General features: G+C 65.4%; 12 protein-coding genes. 6 read left to right on the forward strand and 6 right to left on the reverse strand.

Annotated elements, in window-relative coordinates:
* Window positions 1–88 precede the first annotated feature (88 nt).
* Complete coding sequence (locus Q7514_RS28240) at window positions 89–1285, reverse strand: FAD-dependent monooxygenase (RefSeq protein WP_330136578.1); 1197 nt, start codon at window positions 1283–1285, stop codon at window positions 89–91.
* Between the two features lie 36 nt (window positions 1286–1321).
* Complete coding sequence (locus Q7514_RS28245; protein ID WP_408016205.1) at window positions 1322–2578, reverse strand: MFS transporter; 1257 nt, start codon at window positions 2576–2578, stop codon at window positions 1322–1324.
* Window positions 2579–2626: 48 nt separating this feature from the next.
* On the opposite strand from Q7514_RS28245, the gene Q7514_RS28250 reads away from it, so the two are divergent.
* The 4 genes from Q7514_RS28250 to Q7514_RS28265 are packed head-to-tail and all read left to right on the forward strand — an operon-like array spanning window position 2627 to window position 6195.
* Window positions 2627–3499, forward strand: coding sequence for an IclR family transcriptional regulator (locus tag Q7514_RS28250; RefSeq protein ID WP_330136579.1), 873 nt, complete (start codon window positions 2627–2629; stop codon window positions 3497–3499).
* Window positions 3500–3556: 57 nt separating this feature from the next.
* Complete coding sequence (locus Q7514_RS28255; RefSeq protein ID WP_330136580.1) at window positions 3557–4642, forward strand: cupin domain-containing protein; 1086 nt, start codon at window positions 3557–3559, stop codon at window positions 4640–4642.
* 5 nt (window positions 4643–4647) lie between these two features.
* Window positions 4648–5469, forward strand: coding sequence for a fumarylacetoacetate hydrolase family protein (locus tag Q7514_RS28260; RefSeq protein ID WP_330136581.1), 822 nt, complete (start codon window positions 4648–4650; stop codon window positions 5467–5469).
* A gap of 12 nt (window positions 5470–5481) precedes the next feature.
* Window positions 5482–6195, forward strand: coding sequence for a maleylpyruvate isomerase family mycothiol-dependent enzyme (locus Q7514_RS28265; RefSeq protein ID WP_330136582.1), 714 nt, complete (start codon window positions 5482–5484; stop codon window positions 6193–6195).
* Between the two features lie 68 nt (window positions 6196–6263).
* On the opposite strand, the gene Q7514_RS28270 is transcribed toward Q7514_RS28265, so the two are convergent.
* The 3 genes from Q7514_RS28270 to Q7514_RS28280 all read right to left on the reverse strand — a co-directional run bounded on the left by Q7514_RS28270 (window position 6264) and on the right by Q7514_RS28280 (window position 9601).
* The gene (locus Q7514_RS28270; RefSeq protein ID WP_330136583.1) at window positions 6264–6665 is read right to left on the reverse strand and encodes an excalibur calcium-binding domain-containing protein; all 402 of its coding nucleotides are present in this window, start codon (window positions 6663–6665) and stop codon (window positions 6264–6266) included.
* Window positions 6666–6779: 114 nt separating this feature from the next.
* Window positions 6780–8723, reverse strand: coding sequence for a ketoacyl-ACP synthase III (locus tag Q7514_RS28275; RefSeq protein WP_330136584.1), 1944 nt, complete (start codon window positions 8721–8723; stop codon window positions 6780–6782).
* 47 nt (window positions 8724–8770) lie between these two features.
* Entirely contained in the window at window positions 8771–9601 is an 831-nt protein-coding gene (locus Q7514_RS28280; protein ID WP_330136585.1) for a beta-ketoacyl-ACP reductase, read from the reverse strand.
* Between the two features lie 671 nt (window positions 9602–10272).
* Between Q7514_RS28280 and Q7514_RS28285 the strand changes: the two genes are divergently transcribed.
* Both Q7514_RS28285 and Q7514_RS28290 read left to right on the forward strand, forming a co-directional pair.
* Window positions 10273–11058 carry an alpha/beta fold hydrolase gene (locus tag Q7514_RS28285; RefSeq protein ID WP_330136677.1) on the forward strand — a complete coding sequence of 262 codons (786 nt, stop codon included), beginning with the start codon at window positions 10273–10275 and terminating at the stop codon, window positions 11056–11058.
* A 98-nt stretch (window positions 11059–11156) separates the two neighbouring features.
* Window positions 11157–11567, forward strand: coding sequence for a hypothetical protein (locus tag Q7514_RS28290; protein ID WP_330136586.1), 411 nt, complete (start codon window positions 11157–11159; stop codon window positions 11565–11567).
* Between the two features lie 61 nt (window positions 11568–11628).
* On the opposite strand, the gene Q7514_RS28295 is transcribed toward Q7514_RS28290, so the two are convergent.
* Window positions 11629–17106, reverse strand: a complete 5478-nt coding sequence (locus Q7514_RS28295; protein WP_330136678.1) for an ATP-binding protein — start codon at window positions 17104–17106, stop codon at window positions 11629–11631.
* Window positions 17107–17715: the final 609 nt, after the last annotated feature.

Genomic DNA, 17715 nt, shown 5'->3' on the forward strand with positions numbered 1-17715 from the left:
CGAACGCCGGTTGATGACCGAATGTCACCCCTGGTCAGTCCGACTGACTCGGGGTGACATTCGGCCATCAGCGGTAGAAGCCGCGGACTCAGCGCGTGCGGTCGGAGCTGTAGCCCCACAGCCAGTCGGTGTATTTGTAGCTCGACGTGTCGCGGATGCGGAACAACTCGTTGCGCGCTTCGCGACCCGCCCCGTCGAGATGCCACAGATCGCCCCACATGCGGCCGACTGTGAGGATGCGGTTGCAGCGCGGTGCACGCTCGGCGTTGACGTCGCGCAGGATCTTCGGCCAGTTCTTCGTGTCGCCCCGAAGGTCCTCGGCGGCATAGTCGGCCAGGCACCGGGCGTCCTCGAGGGCCATGACCGCGCCCGACGCCAGGTACTGCAGCGGCGGGTGTGCGGCGTCCCCGAGCAGGAGCATGCGGCCGTCGACCCAGTTGTCGACCGGGTCGCGGTCGAACATCGGCCACCAACGGTCGGTCCACAGATACTTCAACGCTTCCTTGACCGAGTCGTGGCAGTGGTCGTAGGCGTGTGCCAACTCCTCCGGGCTGCCCCACTTCTCCTCACCGCGCAGGAACGCGGGCGACTGGAAGACGGCTACCTGGTTGAGCATCTCGCCGTTGCGCAGCGGGTACTGGATGAAGTGACAGCGCGGACCGATGTAGCCGACGACGTCCTCGATCTCTTCCTCGAGCGGAACCTCGTTCATCGGGAAGGTGCCGCGGAACGCGACATACCCGGAGCCGACGGGCTTGTCGTCGTGCAGCTTCGGTCGCAGGCGCGAGTGCAGGCCGTCCATTCCGAGCGCGACGTCGCCGACATGCTCGGAGCCGTCCTCGAGGATGACGCGCACGGTGTCGCCCTCGGTGATGACGTCCTGCACGGTCGAACTGACGCGAAGATCGGCACCGGCCTTGCGGGCAGCCTCGACGAGCACCGAATGCAGGTCGGAGCGGTGGACCACGAAGTACACGCCGCCGTAGTGCTGCTGGTAGTCGTGCCCGAGGTTGACCTTGGTCAAGATCTCGGAGGTCACGGCGTCGCGGAAGACGAGGTTCTTGGGCAGGACACCCTTGGAGATCACCTCGTCGTAGACGCCGAGTGACTGGAGGATTCGGCTGCCGTGTGGGCCGATCTGAAGGCCGGCACCGACCTCACCGAACTCCGGGGCTCGTTCGAACAGCGTGACCCGGGCGCCCTTCTGGGAGAGGGCCAGGGCATTGGCGACGCCGCCGATCCCGCCGCCGGCTATGAGGACCCGTGCGTCCTTCAGATCGGACATGAGTTGAGGCTCCTTCGTTTTCGAGAGTAGGTCGGATCAGTGGGCCATGACCGGGCCGCGAGCCGCGTCATGACTGGTGGGGAACTTCTTCCAGATCACGGTCAGCAGGAGCGACGAGACCAGTGCGCTGATACCGAACAGGATGAAGTTCGAGTCGGCGCCGAGCCCCGCAGCCAGAAGCCAGCCACCGACCTGCGGAGCCGCGACCGCGCCGATACGCCCGACGCCGAGCGCCCAGCCGAGAGCGGTGCCACGGAGGTGGTCGGGGTAGTACGACGCAACTGCGGCGATGATGAGTGCCTGCGTACCGTGTGTACCGACGCCCGCGAGCACGAAGATGAGGTAGACGACGGCGACCGGAGGATCGAGCAACAGGGCGAGCAGGGAGACGCCGGCAATGGCCGCGGCGATGACACTGGTCGGTACCGATCCGTATCGCACACCACCCCAGGCGGTGATGAACGATCCGGCGACCGCACCGAGATTCAAGGCGAGCGCGAAGGTGAGGGCGCTGCCGAGATCGGTGCCCTCACCCTGCATGAGCTTCGGCAGCCAGGTGCCGAGTCCGTACCAGGCGAGAAGGGTGACGATGGTGACGGCGGCGAACATGATGCTGATGAGACGGAACTGGGGGCCGAGCAGTGCTTTGAAACCGCTTGCGCCGGCCTTCTGATCGGCCTTCGTCGTGGTGCTCGGAAGGGTCCTGAGGGCAAGCGGCACGAGTACGACGAGGGGGATGATGGCGAACAGGAACATCGGTCGCCAACCCCAGTGGGGAATGACGGGGATGCCGACGAGCGCGGCGATGCTGCCGCCGATCGGTACACCCGACATCATCATGGTCGCGACGGCTGCGCGCCACTTGTTCGGGACGAGTTCGGCCGCAAGCGCATTGGATGTCGGGACGAGTCCGCCGAGGCCGATTCCGGCGATCAGGCGGAGGATGCCGAAGACGGCGGGTCCGGGTGCGATCGCGCACAGCGCGGTGAATACCGACAGCACGACGACGCATCCGATGACCGCCTGCTTGCGTCCGATCGCGTCGGACAGCCGTCCGGCGAGGACCGCGCCGATCATCATGCCGACGAACGCGAGGCTCCCGAGGGTGCCCGCAGTCGAGGAGCTGATGCCCCATTCGTCCTGCAGGCTCGAAATGACGTTGCCGTAGACGATGAGGTCGTAGCCGTCGAAGACGACGAACATCCAGCACACGATCACGGCGATGACGTTGCCGCGCGGGAGGACGATGTGGCCGTCACTTGTCGAGGAGACGACCCCGTTGGGCTTGTGCATTTTTCCACCTTGGGAGTGCGTTGCACCGCCATGCAATAGAGTTCTGCTATGCAGAAAAAGCCGGGCAGGATCGAGCGGCCTACATATGCCTTGGAGTCGGTCGACAATGCGCTTCGCCTACTCCAGATGCTGCGTGATGTGGGTGCTCTGCGATTGAAGGAAGCCGCGGAAGAACTCGGGACGGCACCGTCGACCGCGCATCGACTACTCGCCATGCTGGTCTACCGCGGGTTCGCAGTGCAGGACGAGAAGCGGACCTACCACCCCGGGCCGGCGATGGGAGTGGGGCCGGCGCGGCAGGGCTGGACCCGCGAACTCACCGAACTGTCCCGGCCGCACATGGAGGCGCTGGCGTCGCTGGCGGGGGAGACGATCAACCTCGTCATCAGGATCGGGTCGCAGGCGCGGTTCCTGTGGACCGCGGAGACCGAATCGATCCTGCGGGTGGGTGATCGGCAAGGCCAGGTACTTCCGGCCGAGCTCACAGCGGGTGGGCGCATCCTCCTGGCCGAGCAGCCACGCGCGGTTCTGGAGCAGTTGTACCTGCGGCCGGCCGACGAGCCCCGAATCGATCAGGGGCCTTCGCCGGCCTATGCCACCGATCGGAGGATGGCGGTGGGGGAGTTCGAGGTCTTCGTCCACGAGCTCGAGGCCGCGCGGAAGGTGGGGTTCGCGGTGAACGTCGAACACACCGAGGAAGGAGTCGCCGCACTCGGTGTGGCGATCCGCAACGGCAGGGGTAACGCGATTGCGGCGCTCACCGCCGCGGTGCCCGTCACTCGCTACCGGGCGCATCTGCGCGGGCAGCTGGTCAACCAGATGCACGCTGCCGTCCGCGGCATCCAGGTGGATGTCGCGAGTATCGAACCGACCGGCGTCAAGAGTTCTGGAGAGAAGAAATCAGTTCCGCTCGACGACTGACCGGACATACGTTGGACGGCAAGCCGGACATGTGCTGCACGTTTGACGAGGAGACCGATGACCGCCACCGAATCCATGGATCCCGAACCCATGGACCCCGAACTCAGCAAGCTCTACGACGACTTCGCCACCGAGAACCTGAACCCTCTGTGGACACAGCTCGGCGACCTCATGCCGATGGCGCCGACGTCCAAGGCGGTGCCGTTCGTGTGGAAGTGGTCGACGCTGTACCCGCTCGCGCAGCGAGCAGGTGATCTCGTGCCGGTGGGCCGCGGCGGCGAGCGCCGCGCAATCGCGCTGGCCAACCCCGGCCTCGGCGGCGTCCCGTACGTCACCCCCACCCTGTGGGCGGCGATCCAGTACCTCGGACCGAAGGAGACGGCCCCCGAGCACCGTCACTCCCAGAACGCCTTCCGATTCGTCGTCGAAGGCGAGGGCGTGTGGACCGTCGTCAACGGCGACCCGGTCGCGATGCGTCGCGGCGACTTCCTGCTCACACCCGGGTGGAACTTCCACGGCCACCACAACGAGACCGATCAACCGATGGCATGGATCGACGGACTCGACATCCCGTTCGTCCACTACACCGACACTGGGTTCTTCGAATTCGGCTCCGACGGTGTGACCGACGAGAGCACCCCGGACCTCTCGCGCTCCGAGCGTCTGTGGGTGCATCCCGGTCTGCGTCCGCTCGTCGGACTCGACCGCAAGACGAGTTCACCGATCGCGTGCTACCGCTGGGCCCACACCGACCGCGCACTGAACGAGCAGCTGGCACTCGAGGACGAGGGTTACGCTGCGACACCGGAGCCCGGCCACGCCGCGATCCGCTACACCAATCCCACCACCGGTGGCGACGTCATGCCGACGATCCGCGCCGAGTTCCACCGCCTCCGGGCCGGAGCACACACCCGTCGGCGCCGCGATGTCGGCTCGGTCGTGTTCCAGGTGTTCGAAGGCGAGGGCCGTTTCCATCTCGGAGACAAGAGCCACGACGTCACCAAGGGCGACATGATCGTGGTGCCGTCCTGGACCGAGTGGTCGCTCGAAACCGACAACGGCGTCGACCTGTTCGCCTTCTCCGACGCACCGATCGTGGAGCGTCTCCACTTCAACCGCACCATCATCTCCGAAGGAGCCTGAAACTCATGCGACTCGCCACTCTCCGCCTCGACGGCGCGACCGCTGCCGTGAGGGTCGACAGCGACTCCGCCGCGACCGTGATCGACGGTTACGCCGACCTGTCCGCGCTGCTCGACAATGCAGACTGGAAATCCGTCGCCGAGAAGGCTTCGGGCAAGACCGTCGACCTCGCGAACGCCGACTACGCACCTGTGGTGCCCAGCCCTAGCAAGATCGTGTGCGTCGGCCTGAACTACGCGACGCACATCAAGGAGATGGGCCGCGACCTCCCCGAGTTCCCGACCCTGTTCTCGAAATTCAAGGAAGCCCTCACCGGTCCCTACGATGACGTGATCGTGCCCGAGTACGCCGGTGCGCAGCTCGACTGGGAAGCCGAGCTGGCCGTCGTCATCGGTAAGCAGGCCTACCAGGTCGGCGAGAGCGACGCTGCCGACTACATCGCCGGCTACTCGGTGATCAACGACTACACGATGCGCGACTATCAGTACCGCACGCTGCAGTGGGACCAGGGCAAGACGTTCGAGAAGACCAGCGGCTTCGGTCCGTTCCTCGACACCGACTACCAGCTCGGCACCAAGATCGAGACCGTGCTCGAGGGCGAGGTCATGCAGTCCTCGAACACTCAGGACCTGGTGTTCACCCCGGCCAAGCTCGTCGACTACATCTCGCACATCGTCACGCTGCAGCCCGGCGACGTCATCATCACCGGCACCACCGGCGGCGTCGGTCACGCCCGCAAGCCCGCTCGGTACATCCAGAACGGCGAGACCGTCGAGGTCACCATCGAGGGCCTCGGCACCGTCAAGAACAAGACGATCATCAAGTAGGAGAACCCGAACGTGGGATTCAACGATCTCGAACTCTCCGAGCGGTTGCTGATCGCCAGACGCGGAACGTCGTACCTGTCGCAGCGGCTCGCGGACCTGACCGATGACGAATTCGACGGACCCACCCTGCTCGAAGGGTGGACCCGCCGGCACCTCGTCGCACATATCGGGTACAACGCCGCGGCCCTGTGCCGACTCATGGATTGGGCCGCGACAGGTGTCGAGACACCGATGTACTCATCGACCGAGCAGCGTGGCGAGGAGATCGCAGAGGGTGCCACACTGAGTCCCGCGGCGCTCCGGAACCTGTTCGCGCACACGGTTGCCCGTCTCGACGAGAAGTGGCGGCACTTACCGGACTCTGCATGGCAGGCGCAGGTGCGCACTGCGCAAGGACGACTGGTCCCGGCCGAGGAGACCGCCTGGATGCGCACCCGCGAGGTGTGGATCCACGCCGTCGACCTCGACAACGGCGGACGTTTCGGCGACTTCCCCACGGTCGTCCTCGAGTCGCTGCTCGACGACATCGTCGGGATGTGGCGCAAGAAGGAACTCGGCGCGGGTATCGCGCTCGAGGTCGACGGCGGCATCCCGGTCGCGGTGAAGGAAGACGCCGAGGTCACCCACAAGGTGCAGGGCTCGCTCCCTGCCGTAGTGCGCTGGGCCGCCGGCCGCGGCGCGGTCGGAGTCGAGGGGGGAGAGCTGACGCCTCCGCGCTGGCTCTGACATCACACGGACGGAGGGGCCCTTTCATCTGCAGGATCGATGGAAGGGCCCCTCCGTGTGTGCGGTTGCTAGCGGGGATCCCGCTCGCAGCCGATGCCGTCGTTGTCACGGTCCAGGCGCGGTGCGTAACCCGGATCGTCACGGTAGACAGGAGCTGCCCCGGCGTTCCATGCCTCGGTACAGTTCTTGAATCCGCCACTCGGCGCCGACCGCGGCGTGGGCGCGGGGGCCGACTGTTGCGGAGCCGGAGCCGGAGCCGGAGCCGGCTGCTGGGGAGCCGGCGCCTCGTGCGGTGCCGGAGGAGCCGGCGGCGCCGGCGGCGCGAACGGGTTCCACGAACCACTCGGGATCAGATCGGCGACACCCTTGGGGAGCAGATCGACCAGGGTGAACGCGTTCGCGGTGGCAGGAGCAGCGACGGTCAGAGCCAGAACGCTCAGGGTCGCGGCAGTCAGACGCCGGATCTTCATGGGTTGTGCCTTTCGAATCATCGTCGAGGCCATCCGAAAAATGTGGCCTCGAAATGGGTATCGTCCCGTCCGCACGAAACGTTGCGAACGGGACGATCGGCACAAAATGGTCTCCTAGCGGAACGCAAGCTCCACATCGGACGGTGTCGGCTGCCCATGCGTGGGATCGATCTCAGCGTGCTGCTCCGCGTGATGGAACGGCACGACCACCTTCGGATCGATACGCATGACGGTGTACCCCGCGACTGCACCGGCACCGAATCCGGGTGCGAAGATCCGAACCGGCTTGTCGATGACACCGTCGCGGACGGCGTCGTGTATCGCGAGCGGGATGCTCGCCGACGACGCGTTGCCGACCTGTTCGATGTTGAAATACAGGCGATCCGCCGACAGTCCGGCGTTCGCGGCAAGCTCGATGATCATCGTCTTGTTCGCCTGGTGCGGCACGATCAGGTCGATGTTGTCGAGCAGCGACCCGCTCTCACCGGCCGGTGCGGGCAGTTCCTTGATCTCGTCGAGCATCTGCGCGAGGTAGCGACCGGCGAGCGACTTGACCTCGGGACCGTAGACAGTGATGAAGTTGTCGAAGTCCGGGTTGGGCCAGATGATCGAATTGACCTCGCTCGTAGGCCCACTGGCGTAGCTGTTGAAGTACTCGATGTCGGATTCGGCAGATTCGTCTGCGGGCGAGACGACGATCGCCGCTGCACCGTCGCCGAAGATCATCCGCGACGGACGCACGTTGCCGATCTTGTCGGAGAACTTCTCGACGCACACCACGAGCACCGGTCGCTTGACCTGTTGCATGATCCGCGTTGCCTCGGCCAGGCCATAAGGCATGCCCGCGCACGCAGCGATCAGATCGAACGACGCGTGGCTCTGCGCAATTCCGAGCTCACCGGAGATCCACGTGGCGAGCGACGGGATCAACCGTCCGCTCGTGCACGTGCACACGATGACCGCGCCGATGTCTTCGGGACCGACCTTCGCATGCTCGACGGCCTGTTTCGCTGCCGACAATGCGAGATCCTCGAACGTGCCGGAAGTGTAGCGGCGCTGTTCGATTCCGGTCTTCTCGGCGATGGACGCAGCGGTCATCGGCGACCAGTTGTACGCCGTGTTCCGGATGAGATCTTCGTTGGTGCAGACAGTGTCGCCGTGCGCGACCGCAATCGCGTCGATGCGCGGCCGGATCGTGAACTCCTTGCTGACGTCGATTGCCGGGTAGGGCTTCGACGGAGGTACAGGATCCGGGCTCGTATAACTCACACCCTTGCGCGTCTTGCCGGACGTGGCACGGGTGATGAAGCGCTGGACTTCACGGTCGCGCGGCTGGAAGACGACCACGTAGTCGTCGTCCTTCAGTTCCGAGACCTTGACGACCTGTAGGTCGTTGCGGTTGTACGGGTGTTGGTTGTGCAGCACCATCGACCACCGGCCGAGGGCCTCCAGTTCCGCGACATCCTCGCTGCTGTCCAGGATTTCGTCGTACGTGTACGTCGGGTAGTTCGGATCGTGGTTGCCGATCCGGAGCGTCATGTTGGACGGGTCGGCGAGTAGCTGCTCGACCGTCGGCTTGACGGTGGGCAACGATCCGGCGATGTGCCGGCGGGCACCGAACACGTTGAACAGGCGGGCGAAGATGAGGTCTTCGGCGGAGTCGTTCCATGCGGCAGGCAGTTCACGGAACGCGGCCTGGACAGAAGCCATGCGCTCGGCCGCTTCGGGCCACGGCGTGAGAGTCGGCATGTAGAGATCGTCGCGGTTACGGGGGACATCGGCCCACCGCGTCGGTGTCTTGTCGAACATGGTGAGTGCAAACCGATTGGCCCAGAACCCACTCAGAGCCATGTCGCGCATGAGCTCGAACTTGGATTTGTAGACTCCCTGAGCGCTGCGCGAGAGGATTTCCGAGACCGAGGGTGCCTTCGTGTCGAAATCGCGGCGGATCACCGAGTCGAGGTGCTCGACGCTGGTGAACGCTGAGAAATCGAGGTCGGGAAAGAAGTTCGAAGGAAAGACGATCTTGCCGTGCCGATTGAGCTCGAATGACTGCATGTGAGATGAAACCGTTCAGTGAATGTGGCTGGAATGGGTATGAGCGGTCACATGTCGAGTCCGCCGTTGACACCCCACACCTGACCGGTGATGTACGACGAGGCATCGGCTGCGAGGAAGTGGACGACGCGAGCAATTTCCTGCGGGTCGGCAAGGCGCTTCACGGGGATGCTGTCGGTGATACGGTCGAGCACCTTCTCCGGGATGGACTCGACCATTTCCGTGGCGACGAATCCCGGGGTGACCGTGTTGACGGTGACACCGATGCTGTCCGGAGTGAGGAGCCCTGCCCTGCTCAGGTGGAACGTGGCTTCCTTGGCGAGAGTCTTGGTGAGGCCGAAGAGACCGGCCTTGGAAGCGGCGTAGTTGGCCTGGCCGATGTTGCCGGTCTCTCCGATGACGGACGAGACGTTGACGATACGGCCGGTACCGCGCTCGAGCATGTGGCGAAGGGCCGCCTGGGCCAGATAGAACGCGCCGGAAAGGTTGACGGAGATGACCTTGTCCCAGTCGTCGTCCTCCATCTTCAGCACCGTGCGGTCGATGGTGATGCCGGCGTTGTTGATCAGGATGTCGATACGGCCGTGCTCGGCGATGACCTCGTCGATGGTCCGGCGGCAATCCTCTGCGCTGGCGACGTCACCCTTGTGCACGGAGTAGTTCGCGTCGTCGCGGCCGTTGGTCTTCAGCTCCGCCAGGAATTGGTCGGCCTGCGAAGTGTTGCGTGCGTAGCCCGCTGCCACGGTTGCGCCCTGGGTGGCCAGGCTGCGGCTGATGGCAGCACCGATGCCCCGTGTTCCTCCGGTGACGAAGGCGACGCGTCCACGAAGCTTGTTGCCCTGGACGGACTGGGTGGTGGGTTCGGCGGTGCTGGTCATGTGTCGTCTCCTCTGATGGCGGCGATCGCGTCGGGCACGGCGACGTGCCTTCGGGGCTGCGTATGCCCGATGGTCTTGTAGTAGTGCGCGATTGAGAGATGTCCCCTGCTGCGCGTTGTATTGTCGAGCGCCCCTGCTCGCTAGCTCCCTGCGTATTCAATGATGCAGCACATTCCCGTGATTGTCATGTGCAATGTATCGCCGCAATTCAGCCAGAGGATTTCATGATCAGTTTGTAATATGTTGCAGTGCAACGAATTAAGGGAAAATCCGTTGCTTACTCCGGAGTACGAACATGCTGTTTGTTCGTAGCTGCGGCGACCTGTTGTGTGCGCGTATGGCTCCGGGAATTGCTGTGGCGCACAGTCTTACTTCAGGGTCAGGTCGAATCGCGGAGAGGTGATGACGATCTTGATTACATCGAACGATTGATTGAAAGTAAGTGCTGCACAACATAATAGAGATCGGGTGTGTGGTGGCTACCAGAATGGCATGCAGTGCATAATTTGGTTGCACTCGGTGCCACGAATGAGGCTTCCGGTGTCATCGCGGGGAATTTCGCATCCAGCCGTGTCTCATGCTGCATCCATTGTGATGTTGGGCACAAGACTGTCTGCAGTGTGGGGAAAGACCCCATCGTCGCGCTGTTCCGGAGTCATTCGACTGAGATGATGGTCGGCGTGACGCAGACGCAGATGATTCGAACCGAGCGAACAGAACTTGAAGTACTCGTGAACGGCGCAGGGCCGGCAGTGGTGCTGCTGCCGTCGCTCGGGCGCGACTCCTACGAGTTCGAGCCGATCGCTCAGGACCTGGCTGCAGCCGGATTCTGCGCCGTGCGTCCCCAACCTCGCGGAGTCGGCTCGAGCACCGGTCCGCTCGACACGCTGGATCTGCACGATCTCGCCGGCGATGTAGCTGATGTCCTCGCGGCGCTCGACACAGGCCCCGCAGTACTGGCAGGGCACGCGTTCGGTCACTACGTCGCACGCGTGCTGGCCGTGGACCGTCCCGAGCTGGTCAGAGGAGTTGCCGTGCTGGCAGCCGGTGCGCGTAGTTTCCCGTCGTCATTGACCGAGCGCGTCGCGAAATGCTCCGACCTGGCGCTACCGGACTCCGAACGCCTCGTTCACCTGCGTGAGGTCTTCTTCGCCGAGGGCCACGACCCATCGGTGTGGCTCGAGGGCTGGTGGCCCGCCGCCATCGTCTCCCAGCGCGCTGCCATGGCATCGACCGACAAGGAGTCGTGGTGGCCGATAGCGCCGTCCCCGCTGCTCGACGTGCAGGCCGGTGACGACGTATTCCGCCCGGCCGAGACCCGCTCGGAGCTGATCGACGAATTCGGGCCCGGCCTGGTGACGACCGTTCTCATCGAGGGCAGCGGCCACGCGCTGATCCCCGAGGTTCCGCACGCAGTCGCGCACGCGCTCGTCGAATGGATCCGCACGTTCGACTGAGATGAAGAAATCGTCATCTTCGCCTCATGGACGACTCATCGTGGATCGCCAGAGTAAGGGTGCACCGAACGGAACATCCTCGTGAAGGAGACAAGATCATGGCCCTGAGCCGCACCTGGTGGGCAGCCGTAGCATTGACGACTGCGGCCGCAGCCGGAACAGCCGGTTTCGTGCTTTCGGACTCGAACGAGGCCGCGCCGACCGCATCGTCCTCGACCTACACGATCTCGACGATCGCCGATCCTTCCTCGACCGGACCCACCCCGTCCACGACGCCGACCACTGCGTCAGCGACGGCCTACGGAACAGGCTCCGCCGGCCTTGCCGGCGCCCCACCTCCCGGAGTCCCGTTCATCGACACCAACACCTGCGACGCCTGGTTCGACGACTGGGACGACACGGTCCCCGATTTCGTCGAGGACTTCTACGACGAGTGGGACGATCGGTGCGACGACCTCCTCGATGACGATCATGACGACCGGGACGATCACGACGACTGGGATGACTAGATCGTAACGACGAAGCCCCGCACCGGTTTCCGGTGCGGGGCTTCGGTCGTTCTACGGGTGGTTACGCGAGGGTTCGCGCAATACCACGCTCGAGGGCCGCGATGATCTGCGGACGCAATTCGGCGGCCGGCACGATCGCATCGACCGACCCGACCCGCTGAGCGCGCTGGATATTGTGGATCGCCTCGAACTCTGCGGCGACCTCACCGAGCTTCTCCGACCGGACCGAGGTCCGCAGCGACGCGAGTTCGACACCGAGACGTGCCTTCTCTCCGTCCTCTGCCGCCGCGATCTGGGCTTCGAGTTCGACGATGCGCGAGTCGCTCGCTGTGCGCTTGTTCACGTCGCGGGTGAACACCACGGCCGCGGCGGGTGCGCCACCGAGCACCGACGCGAACGAGCCCTCGACCGCGAGGACTTCCATGTTCTCGTTGAGTGCTCCGGAGAACACGACGAACGCGCCGCCGTGGTAGCGGGACACCACGACGAACACGATGGGTCCGTCGAAATTGACGATCGCACGCCCGATCTCGGCACCGTTCTCGAGCTGCACATTGCGCAGCGACTCGGGGGAGCCATCGAAGCCGGACAGGTTCGCCAGCACCACGAGCGGACGGTTGCCGCTCGCCGCGTTGATCGCGCGCGCAGTCTTCTTCGACGACTTCGGGAACAACGTGCCCGAGGTCCACTGGTCCGGACCGTCCGTCGGGAACCAGCCCTTGCGAGCGATGGCCCGCGACTCGATGCCGATGACGGAGACCGCATGGCCGCCGAGGTGTGCATCGAACACGACCGAGGTGTCGGCGTCGGCCATGTCGGCCCAGCGTTCGAGCACCGCGTGATCCTGGTCGACCACAGCCCGCATCACCGTGCGGATGTCGAACGGCTTCTTTCGGTCCGGGTTCGTCTCGGACGAGAAGATGTCGCCCACGGTGGTGAAGTCGCTCGACGGATGCACGTGCGGGTAGACCCGCACGTCGCGGTCGATCGGGTCGCTCGACTCCGCCTTGCGGGGGAACCGTTCGCCCGGAGCGATGTAGGCGTGGGCGTAGTGCCCGAAGAGAACCTCGATCGCGGCAGACAGGTTCGGGGCCCAGTACTGCGCCTGGCCGTTGGGGCCCATGACGCGGTCGTAGCCACCGATACCGAAGTTGTCCTCGGCAGACACACCACCGGAGTAGTCCAGCGACTGCTTACCGGTGAGCACCATCGCGCTGTCCGGCGTCATCACCAGGATGCCCTTGGTGTGCATGAGCATCGTCGCCTCGGCGTTCCAGTACGGCTGTGCGCCGACGTTGATGCCCGTGACCACGACGTTGATCTCGCCGCCGTTCTGCGTGAACGTGATGATGCGACGCAGTGCACGCGACACCCAGTCCATGTTCTCGGTACCCGAGTCCATCGAGATCGTTGCACCCGACGACAGCGCAAACCATTCGACGGGGGCACCGAGCTTTTCGGCGAGGTCGACGGCGGCGACCACGCGGGAGCATTCCGCCTCCGCGACGGTACCGAGCGCCTTGGTCGGATCCCCGAACATCGCGACACGGGTCATGCCCTCGGGGTACAACTCGGTCGCGGTGGTCACGACACCGACGATGAGACCTGCCTTGTTGCGACCGTACGGGCGGTCTACCGGGACCAGCTCGCCGGCCTCGTCGAAGTCGTATTCGACGAAGCTGCCGCCGTTGCCGGTGAGCAGCGGAATGAGCTCGTACGGGTACACGGTGTTGCGGGCGCGGGAGCGCTGCACCTTCTGGGTGTACTCGTCGAGCGGCTTGAGGGGTTCCTTCGGCGGATCGGTGAGACGCACGACCACACCGGCTCCCGAGCGGTACGAGAATCGCAACGCGACCTCACGCGCGGGCTGCTCCGGGTTGTCGCGGAGCCAGCCGATGACGGTGATTTCTTCGAGTCCTGCGCCGACGGTGAGTGGTGCGGCGTTCTGGGCGGTCCGGCGCAGCTCGTCGAACGTCAGGTCCACGACGGGCCAGACGAACAGCACGACGCGATTGGCGTCGAGACGCCGACCGCCGCGGGCCGCCTGCGCCCGCCGCATGCCGTCGAGCGAACTCGCGAGCGCCCGCTCGAACGCGGGTAGGCCCGCGATCGCACCGGATTCGTCGCGCTGCGGTGTCAGATCCCGCACCTCGGCGAGGGCGATGAACCGCTCGTCGGACGGGTTGTCCTGCGAAACAATGTGATACAGGTACGTGTCCGGGTTGGCAGGAAGGCGCGTGCCATCGAAGTTCTTCAGGCGCCACAGGTCGAGACGCTGGCCGGTGAGCGGGTGGATGTCGCGGATGTTGGTCTCCTCCGCGTATCCCGTCTCGTAGGGGCGGAACGTGAAGACGTGCTCCTCGGCATTGTCGGTGTGGCACACCGTGACCGTCACGCGACGCGCGGTCGCGGTGACCTCCCTCGCGGCCAGCACGGTCTGCAACGCCTGTGCCTGCGCATCGGCGTCGCCGGGAGCGTCGTCCCATGCCAGGTAGAGATCGATGACGAGGTTCTCGGTGCTCGGCAGCGGCTTCGCGGCGTCTTCGACGGAAGCGAGCAGTGCGGCGAGATCGGAATGCTTGGCCTCGGCCGAGATCAGGTACAGCCGGGTGCCGCGTAGATCGAAGTTGCCGGTGACGAACTGGCGACCGTCGCGAACGTTCGACTCCACGTCCTCGAGAGTGCGGATCTTGTATGCGCGCCGCGTGATCACCTCGAGGAGCGGTCCGGGAACCGATTCGGGACGTGAAATCTGCTGCGCGAGAAGATCGATGAGGGGTTCCGGAGTTGCGACGAGCGCCTCGATCCGCTCCGCGTAGTCGGCGGAACTGTCGTGCTCGGCGAGGTAGGCGAGCGAACCGCGCACCCCGTCGTATACCTGCTCGCGAGCCTTCCGGATCACCGGCTCCTCGAAGAAGCGGTACCGCAGATTGCGGGCGGTGTCACCGATGACGGGGAAGCGGACCTGCGTCGCGACGATGAGACGGTCGAGGACCTCGTTGAGTTCGCTCGACACACCGGACTCGCCGGTGCCGTGCTCGAGCCAGCGGTCTAGGAGTGCCGAGACCACGGGGATCTGCGCCTCGATGCGTTCCTGCGCGCAGAAAAGCCGGTAGACGGCCTCTTCGAGCTCGGGTGTGCGTTCGAGCTCGGTGACGTCGTAGTGACGCAGGGCGCGCGAAAGACGTCCGCGGAAGCTCTCGGGCAGTCCGCCGACCTCGACGTCGAGCGACTGCAGATACCCGTGGAAGAACTCGCGGGGGCTGTGTACCTTGTCGTCGCTGTTCTCCTCGTCCTGCGTCGGACGGTTGCGCGACAGTTCGCACACGTCGGCGAACGTGGTGAGCAGAGCGAGCTCCGCGCGCACCAGGTCGCAGGACGCGGCCTTCGCGGTGAGTTGCTCGTACTCGCCGAGCAGCGCTGCGGTGCGTTCGGCGGACACGTCGTAGCCGGTGATCAATGCCCCGAGCCGGACCAGGCGGGCATGGGCATCGGCGACGGCATCGTCGGTCAATGCAGGTGCGGCAGTGGGGAACTGCACCCGCTCGACCACTGCGGTCGTGGTCTCCTCGGCAACCTGATCGACGCGCAGCAGCGGAGCGCCGGCGTCGACCTGGCCGTTGACGACTGCGAGGATCTCGCGGACCTTGCCGGCGAACGGGGCTCGGACCGCGGTCTCCATCTTCATGGATTCGAGCACGACCAGCGTCTGACCGGCCTCGACCTCGTCGCCCACGGCGACGGGCACGGCGACCACGACGGCCGGAGCGGGCGTGCGCACGACGCCGGCTTCGTCCTGGCTGATCTGGTGGCTGATGCCGTCGACCTCGACGAGGAAGTGCGCAGGTCCGGCGATCGAGACGACGTTGTGGCGCTTTCCGTCGAGTGTCAGCCGCGTCTCGTATTCGCCGAGGCGCTCGATGTCGACTTCGAGCTCGGAGTCGCCGGCGCCGATGCGGTATCGGTGCGGACCGATCTGCCCGACGAGCAGCTCGTAACCCTGGCCCTGGTAGCTCAGTTCGATCTTGCGAGTACCGGTCTGGCCGGCGCGGGGGCGTCCGCCGCGTGCCGAGGCGAGGAATCCGGCGCGGGCGCGGGCCTCGTCGGCGTCGTACACGTCGACCGCGGTCGCGAGGAGTGCGATATCGGCGACCTTGGTCGGTCCGGTGGCGGTGCCGGCGCCGGTGCGGTCGAGCCAGCCGGTGTCGGCGCTGGCGTCGATGACCTCGTCACGGTTCAGCAGGTCCAGGAGGAACGACTTGGTGGTGGTGCCGCCGTCGAGGACGACGGTGGTTTCGCGGAGCGCCGTGCGAAGACGGGCGAGCGCCTCGTCGCGGTCGCGGCCCCACGCGATGATCTTGGCGACCATCGAGTCGTAGTCGGGCGGGATCACGTCGCCCTGGGCGATGCCGGTGTCGACGCGCAGACCCGAGCCGAGCGGGAACTTGAGCAGCTGCACGGTGCCGGGTGCGGGAGCGAACCCGTTGTCGGCGTCCTCGGCGTTCAGGCGGGCCTCGACGGCGTGACCGAACTCGGGCGGGCAATCGCCGGGGAGCTTCTCGCCGGCGGCCACGAGGATCTGCAGTTTGACCAGGTCGATGCCGGTGGTCGCCTCGGTGATCGGATGCTCGACCTGCAGACGGGTGTTGACCTCGAGGAAGGTGAAGATCTTCAGGTCGGGCTGATACAGGTATTCGACTGTGCCCGCACCGCTGTAGCCCGCGGCGCGGACCAGGTCGGCGGACACCTTGCGGAGCTCGTCGGCCTGTTCCTTGGTCAGCAGCGGGGAGGCGGATTCCTCGATGACCTTCTGGTTCTTGCGCTGGATGGAGCAGTCGCGCACGCCGGGCGCCCACACGTTGCCGTGGTTGTCGGCGATGACCTGCACCTCGACGTGCCGAGCATCGGTGACGAGACGCTCGATGAACACGACCGGGTCGCCGAAGGAACGCTCGGCCTCACCTTGGGTGCGCTCGAGGGCGAGTTCGAGTTCGTCCTCGGCATAGACCTTGCGGATACCGCGTCCGCCGCCGCCCGAACGGGCCTTGATGATCAGCGGGTAGCCGATGGCCTGGGCGTGGCGGCGTGCATCGGCGCGGTTCTCGACGGGACCGCCGGACCACGGAGCGACAGGCACGCCGACCTTCTCGGCGAGGAGCTTGGCCTCGACCTTGTCGCCGAGGAGACGCATCGCGTCGGAGGACGGGCCGATGAAGGTGATGTTCAGCCGGGCACACACGTCGGCGAAAGTGGGGTCCTCGGCGACGAAGCCCCACCCGACCCACACCGCGTCGGCCTTCGCTTCGGTCAACGCGCGCTCGAGCTCGGCGTAGTCGAGGTAAGGGGTCGCGGCCGTCGCGGACGGTCGGAGGGTGACACCTTCGTCGGCTTGACGCACGAACATGGCCCGTCGCTCGGCCTCGGTGTGCAGCGCGATCGTCGTGATGTCGTAGTTGTGCTCGGAGTTCAGCTCTCGGACTGCCCGGATGAGGCGTACGGCCGCCTCACCCCGATTGACCACTGCGATCCGTTTGAACATGCTCGTTGCCACCGTTCTCCATGGTTTGTGCGCAGTACCGCGCTCGTCGAAGCTCAACCCCGATGAGGAAGCCAAGTTAACCGAATGCTCGTCCCGCGTCACGGGTTGATAACGCGGCTGGGAACATGTATCGGTCGGCTCCTCGTGGTTGACGCGGGCATGCGTGTCGGTCCCCTGCCCTGTGGGCCCCTGCCCCAGGGCGCCGTCGGGCGGTTCGGAGGGATCCTGCGTGAAGCCCGCGGTTGCCGGTGCGACAACGCCCCCTGCTTCGGATGATCCCTCCGGGTAACAGCATGGAGGAAACATGAGGCTTTGTCACGTTTTGGCGATCGGTGACCGGGAGTGACGAACGGCGCTCGCCGCATCGATGGGAGGCGTTGTGGGGCACGGTTTCCCGGTTGAAGCGACGGAGCGGGCGGCATCATCGAGATGGGCTGCGCAAGGTGTACTGCGGGGTAACACCGGCGGGTAACTTGGAGGCGGACCGGGGTGTCGGTGTGCATTTTCGGGTGAAAATCTTGTGACACAACAGAATTCGATGCCGCTGGCGAGTCGGGGCGACACTCGGTGACGGAAACCACCCACTTTTCGGAGATTCTTCCTGTGACA

It is taken from the genome of Rhodococcus artemisiae, from assembly GCF_036327795.1.
In the GTDB taxonomy this organism is placed as follows: Bacteria; Actinomycetota; Actinomycetes; order Mycobacteriales; family Mycobacteriaceae; genus Rhodococcus; species Rhodococcus artemisiae.

What these genes read in the sequence shown, in the direction of transcription:
- Q7514_RS28290 (WP_330136586.1), top strand. Translation starts at nt 11,157, where the DNA reads ATGGCCCTGAGCCGCACCTGGTGGGCAGCCGTAGCATTGACGACTGCG.
- Q7514_RS28255 (WP_330136580.1), top strand. Translation starts at nt 3,557, where the DNA reads ATGACCGCCACCGAATCCATGGATCCCGAACCCATGGACCCCGAACTC.
- Q7514_RS28295 (WP_330136678.1), bottom strand. Translation starts at nt 17,106, where the DNA reads ATGTTCAAACGGATCGCAGTGGTCAATCGGGGTGAGGCGGCCGTACGC.
- Q7514_RS28275 (WP_330136584.1), bottom strand. Translation starts at nt 8,723, where the DNA reads ATGCAGTCATTCGAGCTCAATCGGCACGGCAAGATCGTCTTTCCTTCG.
- Q7514_RS28240 (WP_330136578.1), bottom strand. Translation starts at nt 1,285, where the DNA reads ATGTCCGATCTGAAGGACGCACGGGTCCTCATAGCCGGCGGCGGGATC.
- Q7514_RS28245 (WP_408016205.1), bottom strand. Translation starts at nt 2,578, where the DNA reads ATGCACAAGCCCAACGGGGTCGTCTCCTCGACAAGTGACGGCCACATC.
- Q7514_RS28285 (WP_330136677.1), top strand. Translation starts at nt 10,273, where the DNA reads ATGGTCGGCGTGACGCAGACGCAGATGATTCGAACCGAGCGAACAGAA.
- Q7514_RS28280 (WP_330136585.1), bottom strand. Translation starts at nt 9,601, where the DNA reads ATGACCAGCACCGCCGAACCCACCACCCAGTCCGTCCAGGGCAACAAG.
- Q7514_RS28270 (WP_330136583.1), bottom strand. Translation starts at nt 6,665, where the DNA reads ATGAAGATCCGGCGTCTGACTGCCGCGACCCTGAGCGTTCTGGCTCTG.
- Q7514_RS28260 (WP_330136581.1), top strand. Translation starts at nt 4,648, where the DNA reads ATGCGACTCGCCACTCTCCGCCTCGACGGCGCGACCGCTGCCGTGAGG.
- Q7514_RS28250 (WP_330136579.1), top strand. Translation starts at nt 2,627, where the DNA reads ATGCAGAAAAAGCCGGGCAGGATCGAGCGGCCTACATATGCCTTGGAG.